The sequence below is a fragment of the Burkholderia sp. Bp9090 genome, from assembly GCF_003857985.1.
In the GTDB taxonomy this organism is placed as follows: domain Bacteria; phylum Pseudomonadota; class Gammaproteobacteria; order Burkholderiales; family Burkholderiaceae; genus Burkholderia.
In genome coordinates this window covers 101,977-124,376 of the sequence record NZ_QTPV01000011.1, presented here as the reverse complement: position 1 = coordinate 124,376, position 22,400 = coordinate 101,977, and the positions used below count along the sequence as shown (strand labels likewise).

Sequence of the window (22,400 nt, the reverse complement as noted above, 5' to 3'; positions counted from 1 at the left end):
CACTCCACCGTTTAAACCGCGCCCGGGCGCAACCTCAAGCTGTTCAGCAACGTATCCCACGCCTGCAATGCCCCTGCTTCATCAACGGGAGCGGTTCGCTCTTCAGCCGGCATATCGTGACTACTAATATCCCCGAGGATCATCTGAATCGACGTATGCGGCTTCGCCAGCGTGCTCGGGTCACCGGGAGCAAGCAGAGAGAAGCGGTATTCAGTAACCCCCCCGTCTTTAGCTTCAAACAGTACTTCTTCGGCTTCGATGCCTGCGACCTTGCGATGACCTTGACGCAAAATACGGTAGTGTGCACCGATACTATCCAATTTCGCGCGCAAATCAGGTAAGGTCTTCAGGAGGGAGGCCGCAGGATCGCGATCTTGGCTAACGGAATCGCGCATCTGAATCACCAGTAGTGCCGGGCGACTTTCCGGCATCAACGCGAACGACTGAGTAACCTCCTCAGAGTAGGTCGACGAACCAGTCACAATTCCGCCATCAATACAGAATCCTGGCTCTGTCGGCACCGACCAGTTGTCACGGCTCTTGATTCGACGATACGTGTCCTTATAAATCTCCTCAGCCTGCCCCAGCGCCTCTGCACCGATTCCACCAACAGTATGAAAAAGATTTCCGCCATCCAACAAATAGCCTTCAGTCTTGAAATCAAGGCCAGATTTTGAATAATATTCTTGATAAACAAATACCGCCGAATCACTTCGCGGACGCAACTCCCTCTCCAACCACGAATGATTAATTTTTACACCGGTTCCCGGATTTATTCGCTGCGAACCATTCAACTTTGAGCCCAAAGACTTTACTTTCGAATCATACTCCGCAACCGAAGACTTGTGTTTAACATCAATCTTTTCACCGCGAAATTCGTACGATTGGTTAGATATTTCGCTCACCACCGGGCGATCAAACACAAAGCGGCCGACACACCACGGGCGCGACTTGGACAACAAGGGATTAGTCACTGCCGACTCTCCAGAGAAGACAACTGAGCAGGCACACATACCTGCAATAATTAACGAAATAGTTGCGATACGTCTCAGCATTTCGGCTCCGGTGCGTTCCACGCGATCTGCACAATACTATAAAGCACTGACCAACGCGTCCACGGGTGATCGTAACTAAACTGATGTTGATACCCACCTTGTTCGAAGACCATCTGCACACCTTCGGCTCGACCACCGCCTACGCCCGGCTTCAGTCCACGGGCTTGCGCACGAGCCGACCAGACCGGTACTGTTCCATCTCCAGGAATGATACCGTTTCGACTTTTTTCCAAATCCTGGCCTGGGCCACTCGGCAACGACGCAGTTCTCTGAACTTGAAATTCGATGGTTAGTTTGCGAGATTCCAGATGCACTCGCAAAATCCCATCACGGGAATCAAACAAGGGAGTGGCGGCAAGCAGTTCCTCTTCCGTAACCCCTGCCGGGATGTTTCCAGTCCATACTGCGTTCCCCCACGCCAAAAGCTTATCAAGCGTCTCCCCCTTCTCGATACTTCGTTTGCCCCCGCTCTTTTCAGGCGGACCGCCTTGCATCTTAGGATCGAGTGCACCATTGGCGTAGGCTGCATACGTATTGCCATGGTACTTGTTGATAATATTTCGCTGATTCTCAACAGCCTTAGACAAGGTATCCTTGAAATTCCCCAAGACGGTCTTATTGATTTTATTCTTCTTAAGTCTATCTTGAACAATTCCCGCCGGATCAAGCATTGACGCGTCCGGAACGAGCCCGTACCACTTTGAGCTTGTGTAGATGTCGTCATATGCATTACCACCTTTTGGCAGCTTAACAACCGGGTCTCCATTTATCCTTGAAAATATCCACCATGGCTCACCGTTGTTGTAATCCGGCATCGGCAGCAGTTCGAGCGGCCCCGGTGCATTCGCCGTCACCGCCACAAACTCATTTTCATCTCTTCCCATCAACGCAGCATTCTTATATCCATCTTGCGTAATAAATGTAGAAGGACCCTCGGTTTCGGCCCCCACTCTGAATCGCTTCGCCGCCAACGGAGCCCCTGTCGCCGGTTGCACGCCATGAAACACTCCATGCATCAAGTCCGCCGCATCGTGCATCGCAATTGCCATGCGTGCTACTAGTCCACCCATCGAATGCGTTACAATGATCGCCTTGCCGCTATGGTTTTCGGCGATGATCTCCTTGATTCCCATCAAGTGTGTTTTTTTCTTGGATTTCGGATTGAAATAATCCGTGCTTTCTATCACTTGCTTGGCCGAATCCGCGTTCGATTGAAGCCAGTTGTATCCAATCGCATACACGCGATATCTGAATTTTGCAAAATGATCAAATTTTGTCGAATCAGGCGCAATCGGCGCTCCGTCACCAAAGCCCCCATATTTTTTTGGATCAGTTCCAAGTACCGGATGAAGCGCCCACGTCTCGCCAGTTGGATCAGGAGTGATCCACGGACCTAGTATTTTCCCAAAAAACTTCGGAGAGTTCAGCGTCTGCTCAAGCCATAAAAGGAACGGGTGGTAGCTCCAGCGATGCACTGACCCCCACCCCCTTCGTCGCGCTTCGTCTTCACTAATTGTCTTTCCATCTCCAACATTGATAGGGCCGAGTGTAGTGACTGCCGCTTCTAGCGGATTGAATTTCGTCTGGCGCTCGGCCGCATTCTTGTGGTAAGCACCATATAACCAAGGTGCCGCCGCAGCCTTGGAGCTTCCGGTATCCGCATTCGGCGGAAAAAACAATTCGTCGCCGGTATTCTTGTTGACCAACAGCGTGCCCATTACTCCGGGAATAAAAATCACCGGAATGATCGGCCGGACATCGCACAGCAACTCCTTTTGCCGCGTGTCGCTCGCCGGGGTGAGCGTAAATTTTCCGAAAGACGAGCCGTCAGGTGCCGTGCGCCCCATGAGTTGCACCACATCCTGATCGAAGTCGTTATTGAACGGCGAAACTATGTTTGGATTACCTGCCGAATTGGTGCTCATAGCATTCACAAAATAAGTTTGGATCGGTCAGACAATATTAATCCGCAGAGCCAGCTGCGCTCGGCGGTCGCCTCAGTGCATGCAGCATCACCGATTCAACGTCATCGCTTTTTTGTTCGGCGACATGGCCCAACTCGTTTGTCATCCCAGTCAGGCGTGTGCCATCACCTCGAACCAGCTCGTACGGGTGATTCTTCAACACCTCGCCAGTAATGCTGTCTCGAAGCACATACGGATCGTTAAACTTGGCCTGCGGCAGGCTGTTCATATGCTGCGCAATCGAGCTCGGCCCCTGACGGCTGAGCGATGCCGATTTGATCGTGCGCGGGCCTTGCGTGCCGTCTTCAATGCCAGCGGCCACCCACCGGGTGTAAGAGCCGCCCGCCTTGATGATGATTTCATCGGCGTCGAGCACAATGCGCTTGGCCTTCACCGTCACGTCTTTACCCGCATTGATGTTCACGTCATCCGTGTTGGCCGACAGCTTGATCGGACCTTTCGCCGTCACAAAGAACGCGCCGAGTTTCTGCGCGAAGAAGCTCACCTTTTCCGCGGCCGCCACGACAAACGACTTGCCCGTCGCAACGTATGTGTTTTCGTTACTGACGACGTTGACCTCTTTCTCAGCCACGATATGCGTCGAGCTGTCCGCGACCAGTGCAATGTCTTTCGGCGTCGATACCAATATGTTCGGCTGCGAAAATCCGTTGGCGCTCCCAGTACCGCCCCCCGCCGTCACGCCGCCCGACGTATCACCCGACACCGGATGCTGGATGTCCTTCGACAGCGCCTTGAGCGCATCCTGTCCGGTTTGCAGCGATTCCGCCTGAGCGGTTGTGCTTGCGCTAGACAGCGATTCGACCAGCATTCCCGCCTGCTGCAACTGCGACCGCGCCTCGTCCACGCCCATCTGCTCATCGTCGTACGATTTCGAGTGCGCACTGATGGACAACCCCTTGCTGGCACGAACCGCACCGAACTCGTCGGCGTGCAGGATGAAACCAGCGCCCAGATACTGCCCGCGCGTGTTGCCCTCGTGCTTGATCAAGTAGCCCTGCGTCAGCGCCGCATAGCTCTTGCCGGTATAGCTGACCAGCCGCGTCCCACCTTGATTCGTGGAGTCGTCGTGAACGAATGAGTTATAGGCGCCTGTCTTGCCGAACCCCTCCGATTTGAACCCGGACAGCAACGCGTTCGAATGCCACTGGGACGGGGTCGTCCCGCCGTTGATGCGCCCCAACACGAACGGCTTGTCACAGTCGCCGTTCCAGTAACCGACGATGACCCATTCATGCGCTCTCGGAACGTGAACCGCTCCATAGCCGTTCCCAGTATCGGATTGAAGCGACGACAGTAACGGCGAGGAATTGAAGGCGTCCGGTGGATTCTTGCGATCCCAAGCGAAATGCACCCTGATCTGGTTCCGGTCGTTTGTCCACGCTTCCGCGCCATCCGGAGTCACAACAAGTGCGTGCTCGATCGACATGATCGGCTTCGGGTGATCCAGCGGGCTTCGGTATTCAACAGCCGTGGGCTGCGCTTCGACTTCGAGCACGAAAAAACCGGCCGAACCATCCGCCTCATGTCCAAGCGTCTTGAACCGCTCACGGTGAATCGCCTGTTGCTCGGCCAGCGTTGCACGAAGACTTTGCGGAAACTCGGCCGTCTGCTGGCCAATCGGGACATTGTTCTCGATGAACCAACGCGCCTCGACCACCAGAAACTCTCGCTTCTTCGCATCACCGCCTTCGTGGCGGGGATGTCCGTTCAACACAAACCGCGAACCGGCATCGAGCCACCGCACGCCTCCGACGCCAAAATATCGGCTTGCTCGTGCATCCCATATCTCTACTCGCCGTCGCGCTCGCACCTCACCAGTGTCTGAGCTGGAATAGCCGTAAGCCGTCGATTCGTAGACCGTCATCGGCGCATCAGGAACGCTATGCTCGGCTTTCTGGCGGTGCTCCTCCGTGACATAGCTCGTCGCGGCAAGTCCACTTTCAACCTGAAAATCGGATGCGGGCCGCTTGTAATCAAACGCACGCGACATGTAGCGTGTGCTCTGCATCGTCTGCACCGCTGCCCAATGGGCGAAGCCATCAGATTCGTTGCTGTCGTTCGCCCGAATGAATTCAACTAGCTTGGCGTCGGGAAGGGTCGATACGCGGTCAACGATGACGAGCGTCGTCTTGGGAGCGTCACCTTCGCTAACGTTTTCGTGGACCCAGTAGAAATACCAACCCTCGGACTCAGCCAAGCGGTTCACAAAGTGAAGATCGGACTCGCTCTGCCTGCACCACGAACGCTTGGCAGGATCGGACGACAACGTGAAACGGTACTGTCCGCGCAGTTGCGGATATCGATCCAGCACGTCGGAAATGATCTCGCGGGCGTCTTTCTCGAGCCAGCCTTCTTCGTTGTGGGTTTTCTCAAGGAAGACCAGCGCCGACGAAAATTCGATCTGGTATGTGGAAAGACCACCGTTTCCACCCAAATAGGCGACCCGATGCACGAAACCGTGGACCGGACGATAGACGGGAACCGCAAAGGGAGCCGTGACTTGCTGAATCTGCAGGGTGACAGGCTGGTGCATCAGCGACAGCAGCGCAGTATCATCGCGCGTCGACGCAACATCGATCGTGTACGAATAGTCACGCCCGATTCTGGCTGATCCGCGTGCACGCAGCGGCACCAACGCGTTCTTGCCGAGCGGCGTATTCAACGTCAACAGCCGCCCCTGCTGCAAAACACCCTTACTGATCGCCTCATAGAGGTCGCGAAACTTCAGGTCCCCGAGTGCGGACGGTCTGATATCCATTTTCGTTTTATCTCTCTCAGGTTCGACCGTCACGTCAGTTGCACGAAGACGGTCAGCCGTTGCGACAGCCAAGTCGCTCGCGCGATTTTATCTAACGTCTGAGAAATGCGGTTTCTTTTGACAGAAACTGACGCCCGGTTACCTAGCGAAGTGAAAGCTCACGCTCAGGCTCGACAGTAAATTGTAAGAAATAGATTCGCGGAGCCCCCGTGGCATCGGCGATGTAGGCGGAGAGGCTCTGCAATTGCCCGTCGCGAAGGGTGGGTCGGAACAGAAAATTGCAGTGAGCTTAAATTTCACATTAAATCAATTACTTATAATTTTTGTCGATGACCAAACGTGAAAATAGCAGGGCCCCGATTTGGAGTCGGATGGTCGTAGGTTCGAAGCCTATCCCTCCGATCACGATATACACGATAAGGGTTGCAAGCCATCGCGCTTGCAGCCCTTTTTCGTTTTGTCCGCAAGCCGCTTCCGCCACCGGTGCCATACGTCGGCGGCCCCGCGTCGGCAGCCCGCGCACGAATCTTGCGGGAACACGCGATAATGTCCGCGACCCAACCCGCAACCGCGCATGAAAAAAACCGTTTTCAAGACCGCCCTGCTCGGCGCGCTGCTCGCAATCGGCACATTCGGCATCCTCGGCGCGTCCAGCGCCGCGTCGGCCAAGTCGCTCGACGACGCGCTCGACTGCCATTCGAACGGCCACAAGTTCGTCGCGCCGCTGCTCGCGGCCAGCGACATCCAGTCGGAGCCGATGCACGTCGAAGCGAATTCGGTGAACGCGTTCCGCACGAACCATCCGCTGACCGCCTACGGCTTCGGCGTCTACGTCGTGCTCGGCTACCAGGCGAACGATCCGATCTTCAAGCCGGGCGACGGCACGCCGATCGGCAAATGGGCGTACGGCGTCGTGGTACGCGGCACGAAGAGTGCAGTCGAACAGGCCGTTCGCAATGCCGGCAGCGACGCAACCGTCAAGCAGGCGTTCCCGTTCCTGACCGCGATCGTGTGCTCCGACTGAGCACACCGCGAGGTAAGCCGCGCGAGCGCGCCGCGCCCTCGGTAGCGTCTCGTTACGCGCCCGTATAAACCACGCGATACGGAATCCCGACCTTCTCCCACTCGGCCGCTTCCTGGCTGAGGCTGTAGTCGGTCAATGGGTTCTGCTCGACCCACGCGCTCGGCAGGCGCACTTCATACCCGCCCTTCTTCATCTGCGACACGGAAATGTCCGGCAGCCCGGCATCGGTCCGGCGCCGGCACAGCAGCGCGGCAAGCCGCAAACAGAACAGCAGCGGCCATTCGACGTCGCGCGTCTGCGACAGCTTGCCGAGCTTGCCCGCATGCCCGAGCACGAGCGCGGCGAGGCGCGCCTGGTCGGTGCGCGAGAAGCCCGGCATGTCGGCGTTGCTGGCGATATACGCGGAATGCTTGTGATACGAGCTGTGCGAGATCGACAGGCCAATCTCGTGCAGCGCGGCGGCCCAGCTGAGGAACATCCGGCCTTCCTCGCGCGCTTCTTCGTCGTCGGACGCCTCGAGCTCGTCGTAGAACCGCACCGCCAGTGCGGCGATCCGCTCGGCCTGCGCGCGATCGACGCCGTAGCGGCGCGTGAAACCCTCGACGGTCACCGCACGCATGTCCTCGTGCTGGGCCCGGCCGAGAAGGTCGTACAGCACGCCGAGACGCAGCGCGCCGTCGGTGGTGTCGACGTAGTCGACACCCAGTTCCTCGAATACCGCGAGCATGATCGCGAGGCCGCCGGCAAGCACCGGCACGCGATCGGGCTTCAGCGCGATCAGCTTCAGCCGGTTCACGTTCTCGGCCTTGATCAGCGCGCGCTTCAGGCGTTCGAGGCCGCCGCGCGAAATGCCGTGCGTGATGCCGGCGTCGTTGAAGCCGTTCGCCTCGACGAGCTCCGCGAGCGCACGCGCGGTGCCCGACGAACCGATCGCCTGGTCCCATCCGGCCTTCTTGTACTCGCTGGAAATGATCTGGATCTCGCGCTTGGCCGCGAGTTCGGCCTGCCGCATCGTGTATTCGTCGACGTTGCCGGCCGGGAAGAACGCCCGGCTATGGCTCACGCAGCCGATGTAGAGACTCTCCATCACGAGCGGCGTGTAGTGCGAGCCGATGATGAATTCGGTCGAGCCGCCGCCGATGTCGACGACGAGCCGCTTGCCCGCGCTCGCCGGCACCGAATGCGCGGCACCCGCATAGATCAGGCGCGCCTCTTCGCGGCCCGCGATCACTTCGATCGGAAAACCGAGCGCCGCTTCGGCTTCGCCGAGGAATTCGCCCGCGTTCTTCGCGACGCGCAGCGTGTTGGTCGCCACCGCGCGCACATGATCGGGATGGAAATCGCGCAGGCGCTCGCCGAACCGCTTGAGCGCCTCCCAGCCACGTTCCTGCGACGCGCGATCGAGCATCTTGTCGCTCGACAGCCCCGCGGCCAGTCGAACCGGCTCGCGCAGCGCATCGACGGGATAGATCTGGCTGCCCGCCGGCGTTTCCTCGACGCGCCCGACGATCAGCCGGAAGCTGTTCGAGCCGAGATCCACGGCAGCCAGCAAGTGGGGGGATGTAACCATCAGAAGGGGGCTCCGTGCGCGTTCGCCCGCGGCAGCCGCTCCGGCCTCGCTGGACGATCAATCAAAGGCGATATTTTAAGCGTGGAACGCTTGCCATTGCCACGCTTCACGGGCATGTACTCGGGTAGAAAGTATATGGCCGAAACATTTATGAGACGAATCGGTTCAAGCGTAGAATTTCCCGATATAAATACATTATTGTCATCAGCACGTCATCGTACCGTGAGAGTTTCCGAGCGTCCTTTCGAATCATCGCCCGAATCACCCCCTACTCTGCCGATGTCCGTCCGCTATCCGCTTCTCAATCGTGAACTCGGCATCCTCGGCTTCAACGAGCGCGTGCTGGCCCAGGCAGCCGACCCGCACATTCCGTTGCTCGAGCGACTGCGCTTCATCTGCATCACCAGCAGCAACCTCGACGAGTTCTTCGAGGTCCGGATGGCCGGCCTCCAGGAACAGATCCGCGACAACCCGGGCGCCCTGACGCCCGACGGCATGTCGCTGCAGCACGCCTACGATCTCGTCGTCGAGCGCGCGCAACGGCTCGTGCACCGCCAGTACACGATGCTGCACGAAACCGTGCTCCCCGCGCTCGAACAGGAAGGCATCTACTTCCACGCGAGCGACTCGTGGAACGACGAGCAGCTCGAATGGGCGCGCCGCTACTTCCTCGACGAACTGCTGCCGGTGCTGACGCCGATCGGCCTCGATCCCGCGCATCCGTTCCCGCGCGTGCTGAACAAGAGCCTGAACTTCGTCGTCGAGCTCGAAGGCCGCGACGCGTTCGGCCGCCAGGCGGTGATGGGCATCGTGCAGGCGCCGCGCGCGCTGCCGCGCGTCGTGCGCATGCCGCAGGCGCTGTCGGGCTTCGAGCACGGCTTCGTGCTGCTCAGCTCGTTCATGCAGCGCTTCGTCGGCGAACTGTTCCCGCAACTGGTCGTGAAGAGCTGCAACCAGTTCCGCATCACGCGCAACAGCGAGCTGTTCGTCGACGAGGACGAAATCACCAACCTGCGCGTCGCGCTGCAGGGCGAACTGCCCGCGCGCCACCTCGGCAATGCGGTACGGCTCGAAGTGTCGGCCGATACGCCCGCGCATATCGTGCGACGCCTGCTCGAGGAAAGCCTGCTCGGCGAGAAGGACTGCTACCGCGTGTCCGGCTCCGTGAACCTCGTGCGGCTGATGCAGATCCCCGATCTCGTCGATCGGCCCGACCTGAAGTTCGCGCCGTTCACCGCGTCGATCCCGCCCGCGATCGCGAACGCGCCGACGATGTTCGACGCGATCGACGACGGCGACATCCTGCTGCATCACCCGTACGAGAGCTTCCAGCCGGTGCTCGAACTGCTGCAGCAGGCCGCGAAGGACCCGAGCGTCGTCGCGATCAAGCAGACGATCTATCGCACCGGCACGGATTCGCCGCTGATGGACGCGCTGATGGAAGCCGCGCGCAACGGCAAGGAAGTGACCGTCGTCGTCGAGCTGCTCGCGCGCTTCGACGAGGAAACCAACATCAACTGGGCGTCGCAGCTCGAAGCCGTCGGCGCGCACGTCGTGTACGGCGTGGTCGGCCACAAGTGCCACGCGAAGATGATGCTGATCGTGCGGCGCGTCGTGCAGAACGGCAACGCGTCGCTGCGCCGCTACGTGCACCTCGGCACCGGCAACTATCACCCGCGCACCGCCCGCCTCTACACCGACTTCGGGCTGATGACGGCCGACCAGAAGATCTGCGAGGACGTCCATCACGTGTTCCAGCAGCTGACCGGGATCGGCGGCGAACTCACGCTGCACGAGCTGTGGCAGTCGCCGTTCACGCTGCATCCGCGCATCATCGAATCGATCCGCGCGGAGATCGACAATGCACGCGCCGGCAAGCGCGCGCGCGTGGTCGCGAAGATGAACGCGCTGCTGGAGCCGTCGGTGATCGCCGCGCTGTACGAAGCGTCGCAGGCCGGCGTGAAGGTCGACCTGATCGTGCGCGGCGTGTGCGCGCTGAAGCCGGGCGTGCCGGGGCTGTCGGACAACATCACGGTGCGCTCGATCGTCGGGCGCTTCCTCGAACACCACCGCATCTACTATTTCCACGCGGGCGGCGCCGAGGACGTGTATCTGTCGAGCGCCGACTGGATGGACCGCAACCTGTTCCGCCGCGTCGAAGTCGCGTTCCCGATCCGCGAGCGCAAGCTGAAGCGCCGCGTGATCGCCGAAGGGCTGTCGGTCTGTCTCGGCGACAACCAGTCGGCCTGGCAGATGCTCAGCGACGGCCACTACCGCCGGCGGCGCGCGGGCAAGACGATCCGCAACGCACAGCTCGGGCTGCTCGCGAAGTTCTGTTCGTAGGCACCCGGCGCACGGTTTCGCGTGCCGCGCACCAAACGAAAAAGCACAGCCCGAGGGCTGTGCTTTTTTCATTCCGCCGGGGTGCCGACGTGAGGCGCCGCTTCGCGTGACGCGCTCACGCCTCGAACGCGGCCGGCCGGATCGCGATGATCCGCGAGCCCGGGAAGCGCGCGGTGAACGTGCTGCCGCGCCCTTCCTCGCTCTGCACGTACAAGTGCGAGTCGTGCCGCTGCAGCACGTGCTTGACGATCGCGAGGCCGAGCCCCGTGCCGCCCGTATCGCGCGAGCGGCTGCGGTCCACGCGGTAGAAGCGTTCGGTCAGCCGCGGCAGGTCGGCGGCCGGAATGCCGAAGCCGCTGTCGGTGACGGAGAACACGCCCTGCGCGCCCTCGCGCCGCCACGACACGAAAATCTTGCCGCCGTCCGGCGTATAGCGGATCGCGTTGGTCACGAGATTCGCGAACGCACTGAACACTTCGGTCTGCGCGCCCGTGACGCCGAGCGTCTCGTCGATCGCGAACGTGATCTCGTGATGCCCGTTCGACAGCGTCTGCGCATCCTCCTTCAGATGATCGAACACGGCACGCATGTCGATCGCGTGATCCATCGGCGGCTTGCTTTCGCCCTCGAGCTTCGCGAGCACCAGCAGGTCGGTGACGATGTGCCGCATCCGCGACGCCTGCTGCTCCATCATCTCGAGATAGCGCGCGCGATCTTCCTCGTTCAGCGGCAGTTCGCGCATCGTCTCGAGGAAGCCCGACAGCACGGTGAGCGGCGTCTTCAGTTCGTGCGACACGTTCGCGACGAAGTCGCGCCGCATCGCGTCGGTCCGCTCGAGCTCCGTGATGTCCTGCGTGAGCAGCAGCTTGCGGTTCTCGCCGTACGGGAACACCTGCACTTCCAGCACGTTCTGCCGCGAGTCGCCCATCCCGCGCATCACGAGCGTCTCGTCGTAATGCTGCGCGTTCAGGTAACGGACGAACTCCGGATGACGCACCAGGTTCGTGATGTGCTGGCGCAGGTCGCGCTTCGCATCGAGGCCGAAGTGCACCTCGGCGATCGCGTTGCACCACTCGATCTGGTCATGGTCGTCGAGCATCGCGACGCCGTTCGGCGACGCCTGGATCGCCTGGATGAAGCGCGAATGCTGTTGCTCGACCTGGCGCACCTGCGCATGCCACTGCTTCGCGAGCTTGTGCAGCCGGTAGTAGATTTCGCCCCAGATGCCCGGTGCGCTCGGCACCTCGCCGTAGACGGGTGCATCGAGCAGACGCCACAGGCGTTGCGTATGGAAGGTGCTGAAGAAGCCCTGCGCGACCAGCATCACGGCCGCGAACCCGAGGGCCGCGGTCGGGCCGGCGAATACGCCGACCAATACGCTGATCAGCACGAGCAGCACGAGCGACACCAGAAAGCGCGCCCAGATGATGTTCATGATTCAGCGTCCGAAAGAATGAACGGCATGCCGCGGCACACGGCATGCCCGGATACGTTACGCGTGCTTGGCGAGCCGGTAGCCGCTGCCGCGCACGGTCTCGATCATCGCATCGCAGCCGGCCGGTTTCAAGGCCGCGCGCAATCGTTTGATATGGACGTCGACGGTGCGTTCCTCGACGAACACATGATCGCCCCAGACCTGGTCGAGCAGTTGCGTGCGGCTGTGCACGCGCTCCGGATGCGTCATGAAGAAATGCAGCAGGCGGAATTCGGTCGGGCCGAGATCGAGCTTGATCTCGCTGCCGTCGCCGTGCGCGGCGACCCGATGCGTGGCCGGATCGAGGCGCAGCCCGTTGATCGACACGACGTCCTCGGTCAGCTGCGGCGCGCGGCGGCGCAGCACGGCCTTGATGCGCGCCATCAGTTCCTTCGGCGAGAACGGCTTCGTCACGTAGTCGTCCGCGCCGATCTCGAGGCCGAGCACCTTGTCCTGCTCGTCGCCGCGCGCGGTCAGCATGATGATCGGGATGTGCTTGGTCCGTTCGTTGTTGCGCAGGTCGCGCGCGAACGCGATGCCGGACTTGCCCGGCAGCATCCAGTCGAGCAGCACGAGATCGGGCAGCACGTCGCTGATCAGGTTCTGCGCCTGCTCCGCGTTGTACGCGCGGATCGGGCAGTGACCGGCATGCTGGAGATTCACCGAGATCAGTTCGGAAATCGCTGGCTCATCTTCGACGACGAGAATGTTGCTGGGCATCGGCACCTCTGTTCTTCCTATACGGAGTCGATTAACTGTTGGCTTCGCGATCGAGCGTGTCGCGCGGCTGGTGCCGCACGTCGGTGCCCTTCACGATGTAGATGATGAATTCGGCGATGTTCTTCGCGTGGTCGCCGATCCGTTCGATCGCCTTCGCGATGAACAGATACTCGAGGCCGACCGAGATCGTGCGCGGATCTTCCTGCATGTACGACACGAGCTTGCGCACGAACGCGCGGAATTCGAGGTCGATTTCCTTGTCGTCCTTGACGATCTGCGCGGCCGCCACCGTATCGAGGCGCGCGAACGCGTCGAGCGCGCGGCGCAGGATCGTCACGGCCATCTCGCCCGACACCTTGATCTCGGCGATGTTCACCGTGCGCGCGGCCGGCTCTTCGATCAGGCGGCGCACGCGCTTCGCGATCTTCTCGGCCTCGTCGCCGGCGCGCTCGAGGTTCGTAATCGTTTTCGAAATCGACATCAGAAGACGCAGGTCGCGCGCGGCCGGCTGCCTCCGCGCGATGATGTTGCCGCACTCCTGGTCGATGTCGACTTCCATCGCGTTCAGCGTTTCCTCGGCCGCGATCACCTTCTCGGCCCGCTCGCGGTCGAATTCGTTCAGCGCATGCATCGCGCCGACGATCTGCGACTCGACGAGCCCGCCCATTTCCAGCACTTTCGACGACACGGCATTCAGGTCCGCGTCGAACTGGCTCGACAGATGTTTATCCGACATGGTTGTGATTCTCCGTCATCAGCCGAAACGGCCGGTGATGTAGTCTTCCGTTTCCTTGCGCACCGGCTTGATGAAGATCTTTTCGGTTTCGCCGAATTCGATCAGCTCGCCCAGGTACATGTAGGCCGTGAAGTCCGAGCAGCGCGCGGCCTGCTGCATGTTGTGCGTGACGATCACGACCGTGTAGTCGCTCTTCAGCTCCGCGATCAGTTCCTCGATGCGGCCCGTCGAGATCGGGTCAAGCGCCGAGCACGGCTCGTCGAGCAGCAGCACTTCCGGACGGATCGCGATGCCGCGCGCGATGCACAGACGCTGCTGCTGGCCGCCCGACAGCCCGTAGCCGCTCTGGTTCAGCTTGTCCTTCACTTCGTTCCACAGCGCGGCCTTCGTCAGCGCCCACTCGACGCGATCGTCCATCTCCGAGCGCGTGAGCTTTTCGAACATCTTCACGCCGAACGCGATGTTGTCGTAGATCGACATCGGGAACGGGGTCGGCTTCTGGAACACCATGCCGATCCGCGCACGCAGCAGCGAGATGTCGCGCTTGGTGGTCAGCAGGTTCTCGCCGTCCATCAGGATTTCGCCTTCGGCGCGCTGCTCCGGATAGAGCGCGAACATCTTGTTGAACGTGCGCAAGAGCGTCGACTTACCGCAGCCCGACGGGCCGATGAACGCCGTCACCTTCCCTTCGGGAATGCGCAGGTTGATGTTCTTCAGCGCGTGGAACTTGTTGTAGAAGAAGTTGAGGTTGTTGACCTCGATCTTCGCGTTCAGCGGCGCCAGCGGACGGCCATGCGCCGCATCGTGCGTGCCGGCGGGCGCAGCGGTGCGCTCGACGGGATTCAGGTGGCTTTCTGCCATATTCATCGGATTGCTCCGCCGTTACTTTTTCGAGAAGATCGAGCGCGCCAGGATGTTGAGTCCGAGCACCCCGAGCGTAATCAGGAACACGCCCGCCCATGCGAGCGACTGCCATTCGGCGAACGGGCTCATCGCGAACTTGTAGATCGTGACGGGCAGGTTGGCCATCGGCTGGCTCATGTCGACCGAGAAGAACTGGTTCGACAGGGCCGTGAACAGCAGCGGCGCCGTTTCGCCGGCGATCCGCGCGACCGCGAGCAGCACGCCCGTCACGATCCCGCCGACCGACGCGCGCAGCGTGATCTTCAGCACCATGCGCCACTTCGGCGTGCCGAGCGCGACGGCTGCTTCACGCAGCGCGTTCGGCACGAGCTTCAGCATGTTCTCGGTCGTGCGGATCACGATCGGAATCTGCAGCAGCGCGAGCGCGATCACGCCGGCCCAGCCCGAGAAGCGCCCCGACTTCGCAACGACGATCGCGTACACGAACAGGCCGATGACGATCGACGGCGCCGACAGCAGGATGTCGTTGATGAAGCGGATCGTGCTCGCCAGCAGGTTCTTCTGGCCGTATTCGGCGAGATAGACGCCCGCGAGGATGCCGATCGGCGTGCCGACCAGCGTGCCGAAACCGCACAGCAGCAGGCTGCCGACGATCGCATTCGCCAGGCCGCCGCCTTCGGTGTTCGGTGCCGGCGTCGATTCGGTGAACAGCTGCAGCGACAGGCCGCCGACACCGAGATGCACCGTCGTGTAGAGAATCCACACGAGCCACAGCAGGCCGAATGCCATCGCGCCGAGCGACGCGGTCAACGCGATCGCGTTGGTCACCTTGCGCTTGCGCTGCAGGCGGTTGCGCATCGCGTCGAGCGCGGCGCCGTTCGGCCCCGGGAAATTCATGATGGGCTCGCTCATTTCTTGCCCTCTCCCTTCTCGAGACGAAGCAGCAGCAGTTTGGAGATGGACAGCACGATGAACGTGATCACGAACAGGATCAGGCCCAGTTCCATCAGGGCGGACGTATGCAGGCCCGGTTGCGCTTCCGCGAATTCGTTCGCGAGCGCCGACGTGATGCTGTTGCCCGGCGCGAACAGCGACACGCTGTCGAGCAGGTTCGTGTTGCCGATCACGAAGGTCACGGCCATCGTTTCGCCGAGCGCGCGGCCGAGGCCGAGCATCACGCCGCCGATCACGCCGGTCTTCGTATAGGGCAGCACCACCTTCCACATCACTTCCCACGTCGTGCAGCCGATCCCGTACGCCGATTCCTTCAGCAGCACGGGCGTGACTTCGAACACGTCGCGCATCACCGATGCGATGTACGGGATGATCATGATCGCGAGGATCACGCCGGCCGCGAGAATGCCGATGCCGATCGGCGCGCCGGCCGTCAGCGGACCGAGCACCCACACGTCCTTGAAGAGATGGCCGATCGGCTTCTGGAAGTATTCGGCGAAGATCGGCGCGAATACGAGCAGGCCCCACATGCCGTACACGATCGACGGAATCGCGGCGAGCAGTTCGATCGCGATGCCGAGCGGGCGGCGCAGCCACACGGGCGACAGTTCGGTGAGGAACAGCGCGATGCCGAAGCTGACTGGCACCGCGATGACGAGTGCAATCAACGACGTCACGATCGTGCCGTAGATCGGCACGACTGCGCCGTAGACATCCGAGTTCGGATCCCACTCGGATTGCCACAGGAAGCCGAGGCCGAACTTCTGGATGGTCGGCAGCGACGCAATGATGAGGGAAACGATGATCCCGCCCAGCAGCAGCAGGGTCACGATCGCGGCGAGCCGTGCGAGGCCGCCGAACAGAACGTCTCCGAGACGGCTCGGCGCGCGTTGCTGCGCGGCATCGGACCGGGAGGACGTGTACGAAATATCAGACATGGGCGCCTGTTCTGGATCGCCGGGCGCCGTAACGCCCGGCCTTACCGCACACACTGCCCGGCCGGCACGACCGGGCAGCGAACCGCTGGATGGCTTACTCTGCGGCGACTGGCTTGCCCGATGCGTCCGTCACCTTCGTCTTCCACTGCTTGCGGATTTCCGTCTCGACCGATGCCGGCAGCGAGATGTAGTCGAGGTTGTCGGCGGCCTTCTCGCCGTTCTTGAACGCCCAGCTGAAGAACTTCAGCGTTTCGGCGCCCTGCTCCGGCTTGTCCTGCTTCGCGTGCAGCAGCACGAACGTCGCACCGACGACCGGCCATGCTTCCTTGCCCGGCTGGTTCGTCAGGATCTGGTAGAACGACTTCGACCAGTTCGCGCCTGCGGCAGCGGCCTTGAACGTTTCGGTCTTCGGCTCGACCACCGTGCCCGTCGAGTTCTTCAGGGCCGTGTAGATCATGTTGTTCTTCTTCGCGTACGCCCACTCGACGTAGCCGATCGCGCCCGGCAGGCGCTGCACGAACGCCGCGACGCCGTCGTTGCCCTTGCCGCCCGTACCCGTCGGCCAGTTGACCGTCGTGCCTTCGCCGATCTTCGACTTCCATTCGTCGTTGACCTTCGACAGGTAGTTCGTCCAGATGAAGCTCGTGCCCGAGCCGTCAGCGCGGCGAACGACCGCGACGTCCGTATCCGGCAGCTTGACCTTCGGGTTCAGCGCGGCGATCGCCGGGTCGTTCCACTTCTTGATCTTGCCGAGATAGATGTCGCCGAGCACCGGGCCCGACAGCGTCAGCTCGCCGGCCTTCACGCCCGGCACGTTGACCACCGGCACCACACCGCCGACCACCGTCGGGAACTGGAACAGGCCTCCCTTCGCGAGTTCGTCATCCTTCAGCGGCGCGTCCGAACCGGCAAAATCGACCGTCTTCGCGACGATCTGCTTCAGGCCGCCCGACGAGCCGATACCCTGGTAGTTCACCTTCGCGCCGCCGGACTGCTGGTAGTCCGCAGCCCATTTCGTATAGATCGGCATCGCGAACGTGCTGCCTGCGCCCGTGATGTCGGCAGCTTGCGCGGCGACTGCGAAAAGCGCGCCAGCCAGGCCGGCAATCGCGGTTTGCATCAATTTCATGAGACCTCCAGTGTGTGAGCGGATGACTACGGCACCGCGAAGGTTAGGGGCTCCTCATGACGATAATGTGACAATCGATGAAACTGGCGTGACAGTAACATGACTGGTTGAAAGGGTGTAGCGGACCCGGTTCGGGCAGCCGCACAAGCGCGGCGTGGCGGGGTTGGCGGCAAGAATTGCCGGCCGGGAAGAGGTAGATTGGTACCCGCCGATGCGGGGCGCGAGCGGATCGTATCGCAGCGCACGCCGGTCGGAAAGCCCCTTGCGCGGCTGTCGCGATTCAGGGTCGGAGTGTGCGTTTGATCAGACGAAATCCGCGTCGAAAGCGCCCTCTATTTAATAGCGCAAACCTTTGCGTCTGACGAATTGCGGCGCCCGCAGGCGCCGCATCTGAAATTACCGGAGCGGCGGCGCGCACACGGCCGGACCGTCGCGCGCCGTCGCCGAGCCGGTTCAGGCCGTCGCCGCGCGCACCGCGTCGGCGATCGCTTCCGCGTGACGCGTCGCGTCGGCCGCATGCCGGGCCTCGACCATCACGCGCAGCACGGGCTCGGTGCCCGACGCGCGGATCAGCACGCGGCCGTGACCGGCCAGCGCGCCTTCGGCCGCGTCGATCGCCGCGCGAATCGATGCGTTGCCCTTCCAGTCGGCACCCGGTTTCATCCGCACGTTGATCAGCTTCTGCGGGAACAGCGTGACGCCGTCGAGCATCTGCGCGAGCGTGCGGCCGCTGCGCTTGAGCGCGGCCAGCACGAGCAGCGCCGACACGATGCCGTCGCCGGTCGAATGGCGGTCGAGCGACAGGATGTGGCCCGAGCCTTCCGCGCCGAGCTGCCAGCCGCGCTCGCGCAACTGTTCGAGCACGTAGCGGTCGCCGACCGCCGCCCGCACGAACTCGACGCCCTCACGCTGCAGCGCAACTTCGACCGCGAGGTTCGTCATCAGTGTGCCGACCGCGCCGTCGACCTTGCCAACGGTCGCGATGCGGTCCTTCACGAGCACGTAGAGCAGCTCGTCGCCGTTGTACAGCCGGCCAGTCGAATCGACGACCTGCAGGCGGTCCGCATCGCCGTCGAGCGCGATGCCGAGGTCCGCATGGTTCGCCCGCACCGCGCGCACCAGTGCATCAGGCGCGGTGGCGCCGACGCCGTCGTTGATGTTGAAGCCGTTCGGCGCGACGCCGATCGGGATCACTTCCGCGCCGAGTTCGTGGAACACGTGCGGCGCGATCTGGTACGCGGCGCCGTGCGCGCAGTCGATCACGAGCTTCAGCCCGCGCAGATCGTAGGCGGCCGGGAACGTGCTCTTGCAGAACTCGATGTAGCGGCCGGCCGCATCGTCGAGGCGGCGCGCCTTGCCGAGCCGGTCCGACGATGCGCATTCGAGCGGCTTGTCGAGCCATGCCTCGATCTCGGCTTCCGTTTCGTCGGGCAGCTTGTTGCCGTCGGCGGAGAAGAACTTGATCCCGTTGTCCTGGTACGGGTTGTGCGATGCGCTGATCACGACGCCGGCCGACAGGCGCAGCGCGCGCGTCAGGTACGCGACGCCCGGCGTCGGCATCGGGCCGGCCAGCATCACGTCGACGCCGGCCGCCGAGAAGCCGGCCTCGAGCGCGGCCTCGAGCATGTAGCCCGACACGCGCGTGTCCTTGCCGATCAGTACCGTCGGCCGTGCACCGGCCGCGACGTCGGCCGCACCGGCCAGTACCTTGCCGGCTGCATAGCCGAGACGCAACACGAAATCAGGCGTGATGGGCGCCTCGCCCACCGTGCCGCGAATGCCGTCCGTGCCGAAATATCGACGTCCCATGGCGAACCTTCCTCCTTCGTCTTTCTGATTTCTGACTTATCGTTGCCGCGCGGCTTCGCGCACGGCGTTCCAGACCTTCAACGCATCGACCGTCGCCGCGACGTCGTGCACGCGCACGATCGCAGCTCCACGCTCGACCGCGCACAACGCGGCCGCCACGCTCGCCGCGACGCGTTCCATCGGCGGCTTGCCGCCGATCACCGCGCCGAGCATCGACTTGCGCGACATGCCCGCGAGAATCGGATACGCGCGCCCGTCGGGCCGCGCCGGCGCCGTGTCCGGCAACGCGGCCAGCAGCGCGTAGTTGTCGTCGACCACCGCCTTGCCGAACCCGAAGCCCGGATCGACGCAGATCCGTTCCGGCGCGACGCCCGCGTCGCGCAGCGCCTGCGCGCGCGCGGCGAGAAAATCGCGCACGTCGCTCACGACGTCGCCGTAATCGGGCTCGCCGACCTGCATCGTCTGAGGCTCGCCGAGCATGTGCATCGCGCACAGCCCGCTGTTACCCTCGCGCACCGCATCGATCGCGCCCGGCTGACGGAAACCCCAGATGTCGTTGATCAAGTCCGCGCCGGCAGCGAGCGCCGCGCGCATCACGGCCGGCTTGTAGGTGTCGATCGACAGCGGTACGTTCAGCGGCCGCAACGCTTCGACCAGCGGGATCACGCGCGCGAGTTCCTCGTCGAGCGGCACGGGCGGCGCGCCGGGACGCGTCGACTCGCCACCGATGTCGATCAGGTCGACACCTTCGGCGATCATCCGCTCGGCCTGGCGCAGCGCATCGTCGCGCGCGAGGAAGCGGCCGCCGTCGGAGAACGAATCGGGGGTGGCGTTCAGAATGCCCATCACGAGCGGGCGCTCGAACGTCAGGGAGAAACGGCCGCACTGCAGCGGCGCGGGAATGGATGCTGAAACAGCGGAATCGGGCACGGGCGGGAGGCGTTGATGAATGCAAAACGGGCCGGTGTGAAGCCACACCAGCCCGTGAACGGTGCTACGGCGAAGGTCAGGCCGGCGAAGCAGGCGCCGGCGCGTTGCCGGGCTTCACTTCGGCGGTGGTGCCGCCGCCCGACGAATCGCCGCCGACAGCCGGCGAACTCTTCGGCGAGCGCGGCGGACGCCCTTCCATGATGTCGTTGATCTGATCGGCGTCGATCGTTTCCCACTCCATCAGCGCGGCCGTCATTGCCTCCACCTTGTCGCGGTTCTCTTCGAGCAGGCGGCGTGCAAGGCCGTACTGTTCGTCGAGCACGCGGCGGATTTCGCCGTCGACCTTCTGCTGCGTCGCTTCCGAGATCGTGCGCGTGAAGCCTCGGCCGAACGGGCCGTTGTCGCTCTCGTCGTCGACGTAGACCATCGGCCCGAGCGCGTCGGTCATGCCGAAACGGGCCACCATCGCGCGTGCCGTCTGCGTCGCCTTGTTGAAGTCGTCCGACGCGCCGGTGCTGATCAGGTTCAGGAACAGCTCCTCGGCCACGCGGCCGCCGAACAGGATCGCGAGGCGGTCGAGCAGGTAATCCTTCGAATACGTCTCGTTGTCATGCTCCGGCAGTTGCCACGTGACGCCCAGCGCGCGACCGCGCGGGATGATCGTGACCTTGTGCACCGGGTCGGCCTTCGGCAGCAGCTTCGCGATCACCGCGTGGCCCGACTCGTGGTAAGCCGTCGCGCGCTTCGCTTCCTCGCGAATCACCGCCGACTTGCGCTCCGGACCCATGAAGATCTTGTCCTTCGCGTCCTCGAAATCCTGCATCTCGACGATGCGCTTGCCGCGGCGGGCAGCGAACAGCGCCGCTTCGTTCACCAGGTTCGCGAGATCGGCGCCCGAGAAGCCCGGCGTGCCGCGCGCGATCACCGCTGCGTCGACGTCGTTCGCGATCGGCACCTTGCGCAGGTGCACGCGCATGATCTGCTCGCGGCCGCGGATGTCCGGCAGGCCGACATAGACCTGGCGGTCGAAACGGCCCGGACGCAGCAGCGCCTTGTCGAGCACGTCGGAACGGTTGGTCGCGGCGATCACGATCACGCCCGAGTTCGCTTCGAAGCCGTCCATCTCGACCAGCATCTGGTTCAGCGTCTGCTCGCGCTCGTCGTTGCCGCCGCCCATGCCGGCGCCGCGATGACGGCCGACCGCGTCGATTTCGTCGATGAACACGATGCACGGCGCGTGCTTCTTCGCCTGCTCGAACATGTCGCGCACACGGGCCGCGCCGACGCCGACGAACATTTCGACGAAATCGGAGCCCGAGATGCTGAAGAACGGCACCTTCGCTTCACCGGCGATCGCGCGGGCCAGCAGCGTCTTGCCGGTACCCGGAGGGCCGACGAGCAGCACGCCGCGCGGAATGCGACCGCCCAGCTTCTGGAATTTCTGCGGGTCGCGCAGGAAGTCGACGAGCTCGGACACTTCCTCCTTCGCTTCGTCGCAGCCCGCGACGTCGGAGAAGTTCACCGCGTTGTTGTTCTCGTCGATCAGCCGCGCGCGCGATTTCCCGAACGAGAATGCGCCGCCTTTGCCGCCTCCCTGCATCTGCCTCATCATGTAGAACCAGAACACGATGATCAGGATCGTCGGCCCGAGGTAGTACAGCGCGGACATCAGCGCGTTCGGCTCGTCGTCGGCCTTGCCGCTGACCTGCACGCCGTACTTCATCAGATCGCCGACCATCCAGATGTCGCCGGGCGACACGATCTGGTATTTCTGGCCATCAGCCGGAGTGACGGTGAGGTTGCGCCCCTGAACGATGACGTTCTTGACCTTGCCGTTCTTGGCGTCGTCCATGAACTGCGAATAGGACACACCTTCCTGGACGCGGGGCTTGTCGAACTGCTTGAACACCGTAAACAGCACCAGTGCGATCACCAGCCACACTGCTGCCTTCGAAAACATATTGTTGTTCAAAGCACCACTCCTTCACTCGTAGACGAGCGCCTAGATTTTCCTTGCGGCGCTCCTCGGTCATTCTAATCCAGTCCGACCACCCCTGCCATAAGGATTGACAACCGCCGCGATAGCGCTTCGCTTGTCTGGCAAGGGCCGG

General features: G+C 62.5%; 16 protein-coding genes. 2 read left to right on the top strand and 14 right to left on the bottom strand.

Annotated features, from left to right (window positions below):
• Positions 1-11 precede the first annotated feature (11 nt).
• Genes DIE16_RS13435 through DIE16_RS13425 form a run of 3 tightly spaced genes read right to left on the bottom strand, consistent with a single transcriptional unit; the run spans position 12 to position 5,798 of the window.
• Entirely contained in the window at positions 12-1,055 is a 1,044-nt protein-coding gene (locus DIE16_RS13435) for a T6SS immunity protein Tli4 family protein (protein ID WP_260434377.1), read from the bottom strand.
• A complete protein-coding gene (locus DIE16_RS13430; RefSeq protein ID WP_124892420.1) occupies positions 1,049-2,980 on the bottom strand; it encodes an alpha/beta hydrolase family protein in 1,932 nt (643 codons plus the stop codon). The genes DIE16_RS13435 and DIE16_RS13430 overlap by 7 nt, the downstream gene beginning before the upstream one ends.
• A gap of 37 nt (positions 2,981-3,017) precedes the next feature.
• The gene (locus tag DIE16_RS13425; RefSeq protein ID WP_124892419.1) at positions 3,018-5,798 is read right to left on the bottom strand and encodes a type VI secretion system Vgr family protein; all 2,781 of its coding nucleotides are present in this window, start codon (positions 5,796-5,798) and stop codon (positions 3,018-3,020) included.
• 574 nt (positions 5,799-6,372) lie between these two features.
• Between DIE16_RS13425 and DIE16_RS13420 the strand changes: the two genes are divergently transcribed.
• Positions 6,373-6,822 (top strand): hypothetical protein, encoded by a 450-nt coding sequence (locus DIE16_RS13420; RefSeq protein ID WP_124892418.1) that lies wholly within the window; start codon positions 6,373-6,375, stop codon positions 6,820-6,822.
• Positions 6,823-6,874: 52 nt separating this feature from the next.
• On the opposite strand, the gene ppx is transcribed toward DIE16_RS13420, so the two are convergent.
• Positions 6,875-8,392 (bottom strand): exopolyphosphatase, encoded by a 1,518-nt coding sequence (gene ppx, locus DIE16_RS13415; protein ID WP_124892417.1) that lies wholly within the window; start codon positions 8,390-8,392, stop codon positions 6,875-6,877.
• A 279-nt stretch (positions 8,393-8,671) separates the two neighbouring features.
• On the opposite strand from ppx, the gene ppk1 reads away from it, so the two are divergent.
• Positions 8,672-10,735 carry a polyphosphate kinase 1 gene (ppk1, locus tag DIE16_RS13410; protein ID WP_124892416.1) on the top strand — a complete coding sequence of 688 codons (2,064 nt, stop codon included), beginning with the start codon at positions 8,672-8,674 and terminating at the stop codon, positions 10,733-10,735.
• A 115-nt stretch (positions 10,736-10,850) separates the two neighbouring features.
• On the opposite strand, the gene phoR is transcribed toward ppk1, so the two are convergent.
• The 10 genes from phoR to ftsH all read right to left on the bottom strand — a co-directional run bounded on the left by phoR (position 10,851) and on the right by ftsH (position 22,261).
• Positions 10,851-12,170, bottom strand: a complete 1,320-nt coding sequence (gene phoR, locus DIE16_RS13405) for a phosphate regulon sensor histidine kinase PhoR (RefSeq protein ID WP_124892415.1) — start codon at positions 12,168-12,170, stop codon at positions 10,851-10,853.
• 57 nt (positions 12,171-12,227) lie between these two features.
• Positions 12,228-12,929 carry a phosphate regulon transcriptional regulator PhoB gene (phoB, locus tag DIE16_RS13400; protein ID WP_006750313.1) on the bottom strand — a complete coding sequence of 234 codons (702 nt, stop codon included), beginning with the start codon at positions 12,927-12,929 and terminating at the stop codon, positions 12,228-12,230.
• A 31-nt stretch (positions 12,930-12,960) separates the two neighbouring features.
• Positions 12,961-13,665, bottom strand: a complete 705-nt coding sequence (phoU, locus tag DIE16_RS13395) for a phosphate signaling complex protein PhoU (protein ID WP_124892414.1) — start codon at positions 13,663-13,665, stop codon at positions 12,961-12,963.
• A gap of 18 nt (positions 13,666-13,683) precedes the next feature.
• Positions 13,684-14,532 (bottom strand): phosphate ABC transporter ATP-binding protein PstB, encoded by an 849-nt coding sequence (gene pstB, locus DIE16_RS13390; protein ID WP_039319486.1) that lies wholly within the window; start codon positions 14,530-14,532, stop codon positions 13,684-13,686.
• A 15-nt stretch (positions 14,533-14,547) separates the two neighbouring features.
• Positions 14,548-15,441 (bottom strand): phosphate ABC transporter permease PstA, encoded by an 894-nt coding sequence (gene pstA / locus DIE16_RS13385; protein WP_124892413.1) that lies wholly within the window; start codon positions 15,439-15,441, stop codon positions 14,548-14,550.
• Positions 15,438-16,421 (bottom strand): phosphate ABC transporter permease PstC, encoded by a 984-nt coding sequence (pstC, locus tag DIE16_RS13380; protein ID WP_044844890.1) that lies wholly within the window; start codon positions 16,419-16,421, stop codon positions 15,438-15,440. Before pstC ends, pstA begins: the two co-directional genes overlap by 4 nt.
• A gap of 94 nt (positions 16,422-16,515) precedes the next feature.
• The gene (gene pstS, locus DIE16_RS13375; protein WP_124892412.1) at positions 16,516-17,550 is read right to left on the bottom strand and encodes a phosphate ABC transporter substrate-binding protein PstS; all 1,035 of its coding nucleotides are present in this window, start codon (positions 17,548-17,550) and stop codon (positions 16,516-16,518) included.
• A 453-nt stretch (positions 17,551-18,003) separates the two neighbouring features.
• Positions 18,004-19,359 carry a phosphoglucosamine mutase gene (gene glmM / locus DIE16_RS13365; RefSeq protein ID WP_124892411.1) on the bottom strand — a complete coding sequence of 452 codons (1,356 nt, stop codon included), beginning with the start codon at positions 19,357-19,359 and terminating at the stop codon, positions 18,004-18,006.
• A gap of 36 nt (positions 19,360-19,395) precedes the next feature.
• On the bottom strand, positions 19,396-20,337 hold the full coding sequence (gene folP / locus DIE16_RS13360) for a dihydropteroate synthase (RefSeq protein ID WP_185735461.1): 942 nt from the start codon (positions 20,335-20,337) through the stop codon (positions 19,396-19,398).
• A 28-nt stretch (positions 20,338-20,365) separates the two neighbouring features.
• Positions 20,366-22,261, bottom strand: coding sequence for an ATP-dependent zinc metalloprotease FtsH (gene ftsH, locus DIE16_RS13355; RefSeq protein ID WP_044844894.1), 1,896 nt, complete (start codon positions 22,259-22,261; stop codon positions 20,366-20,368).
• Positions 22,262-22,400: the final 139 nt, after the last annotated feature.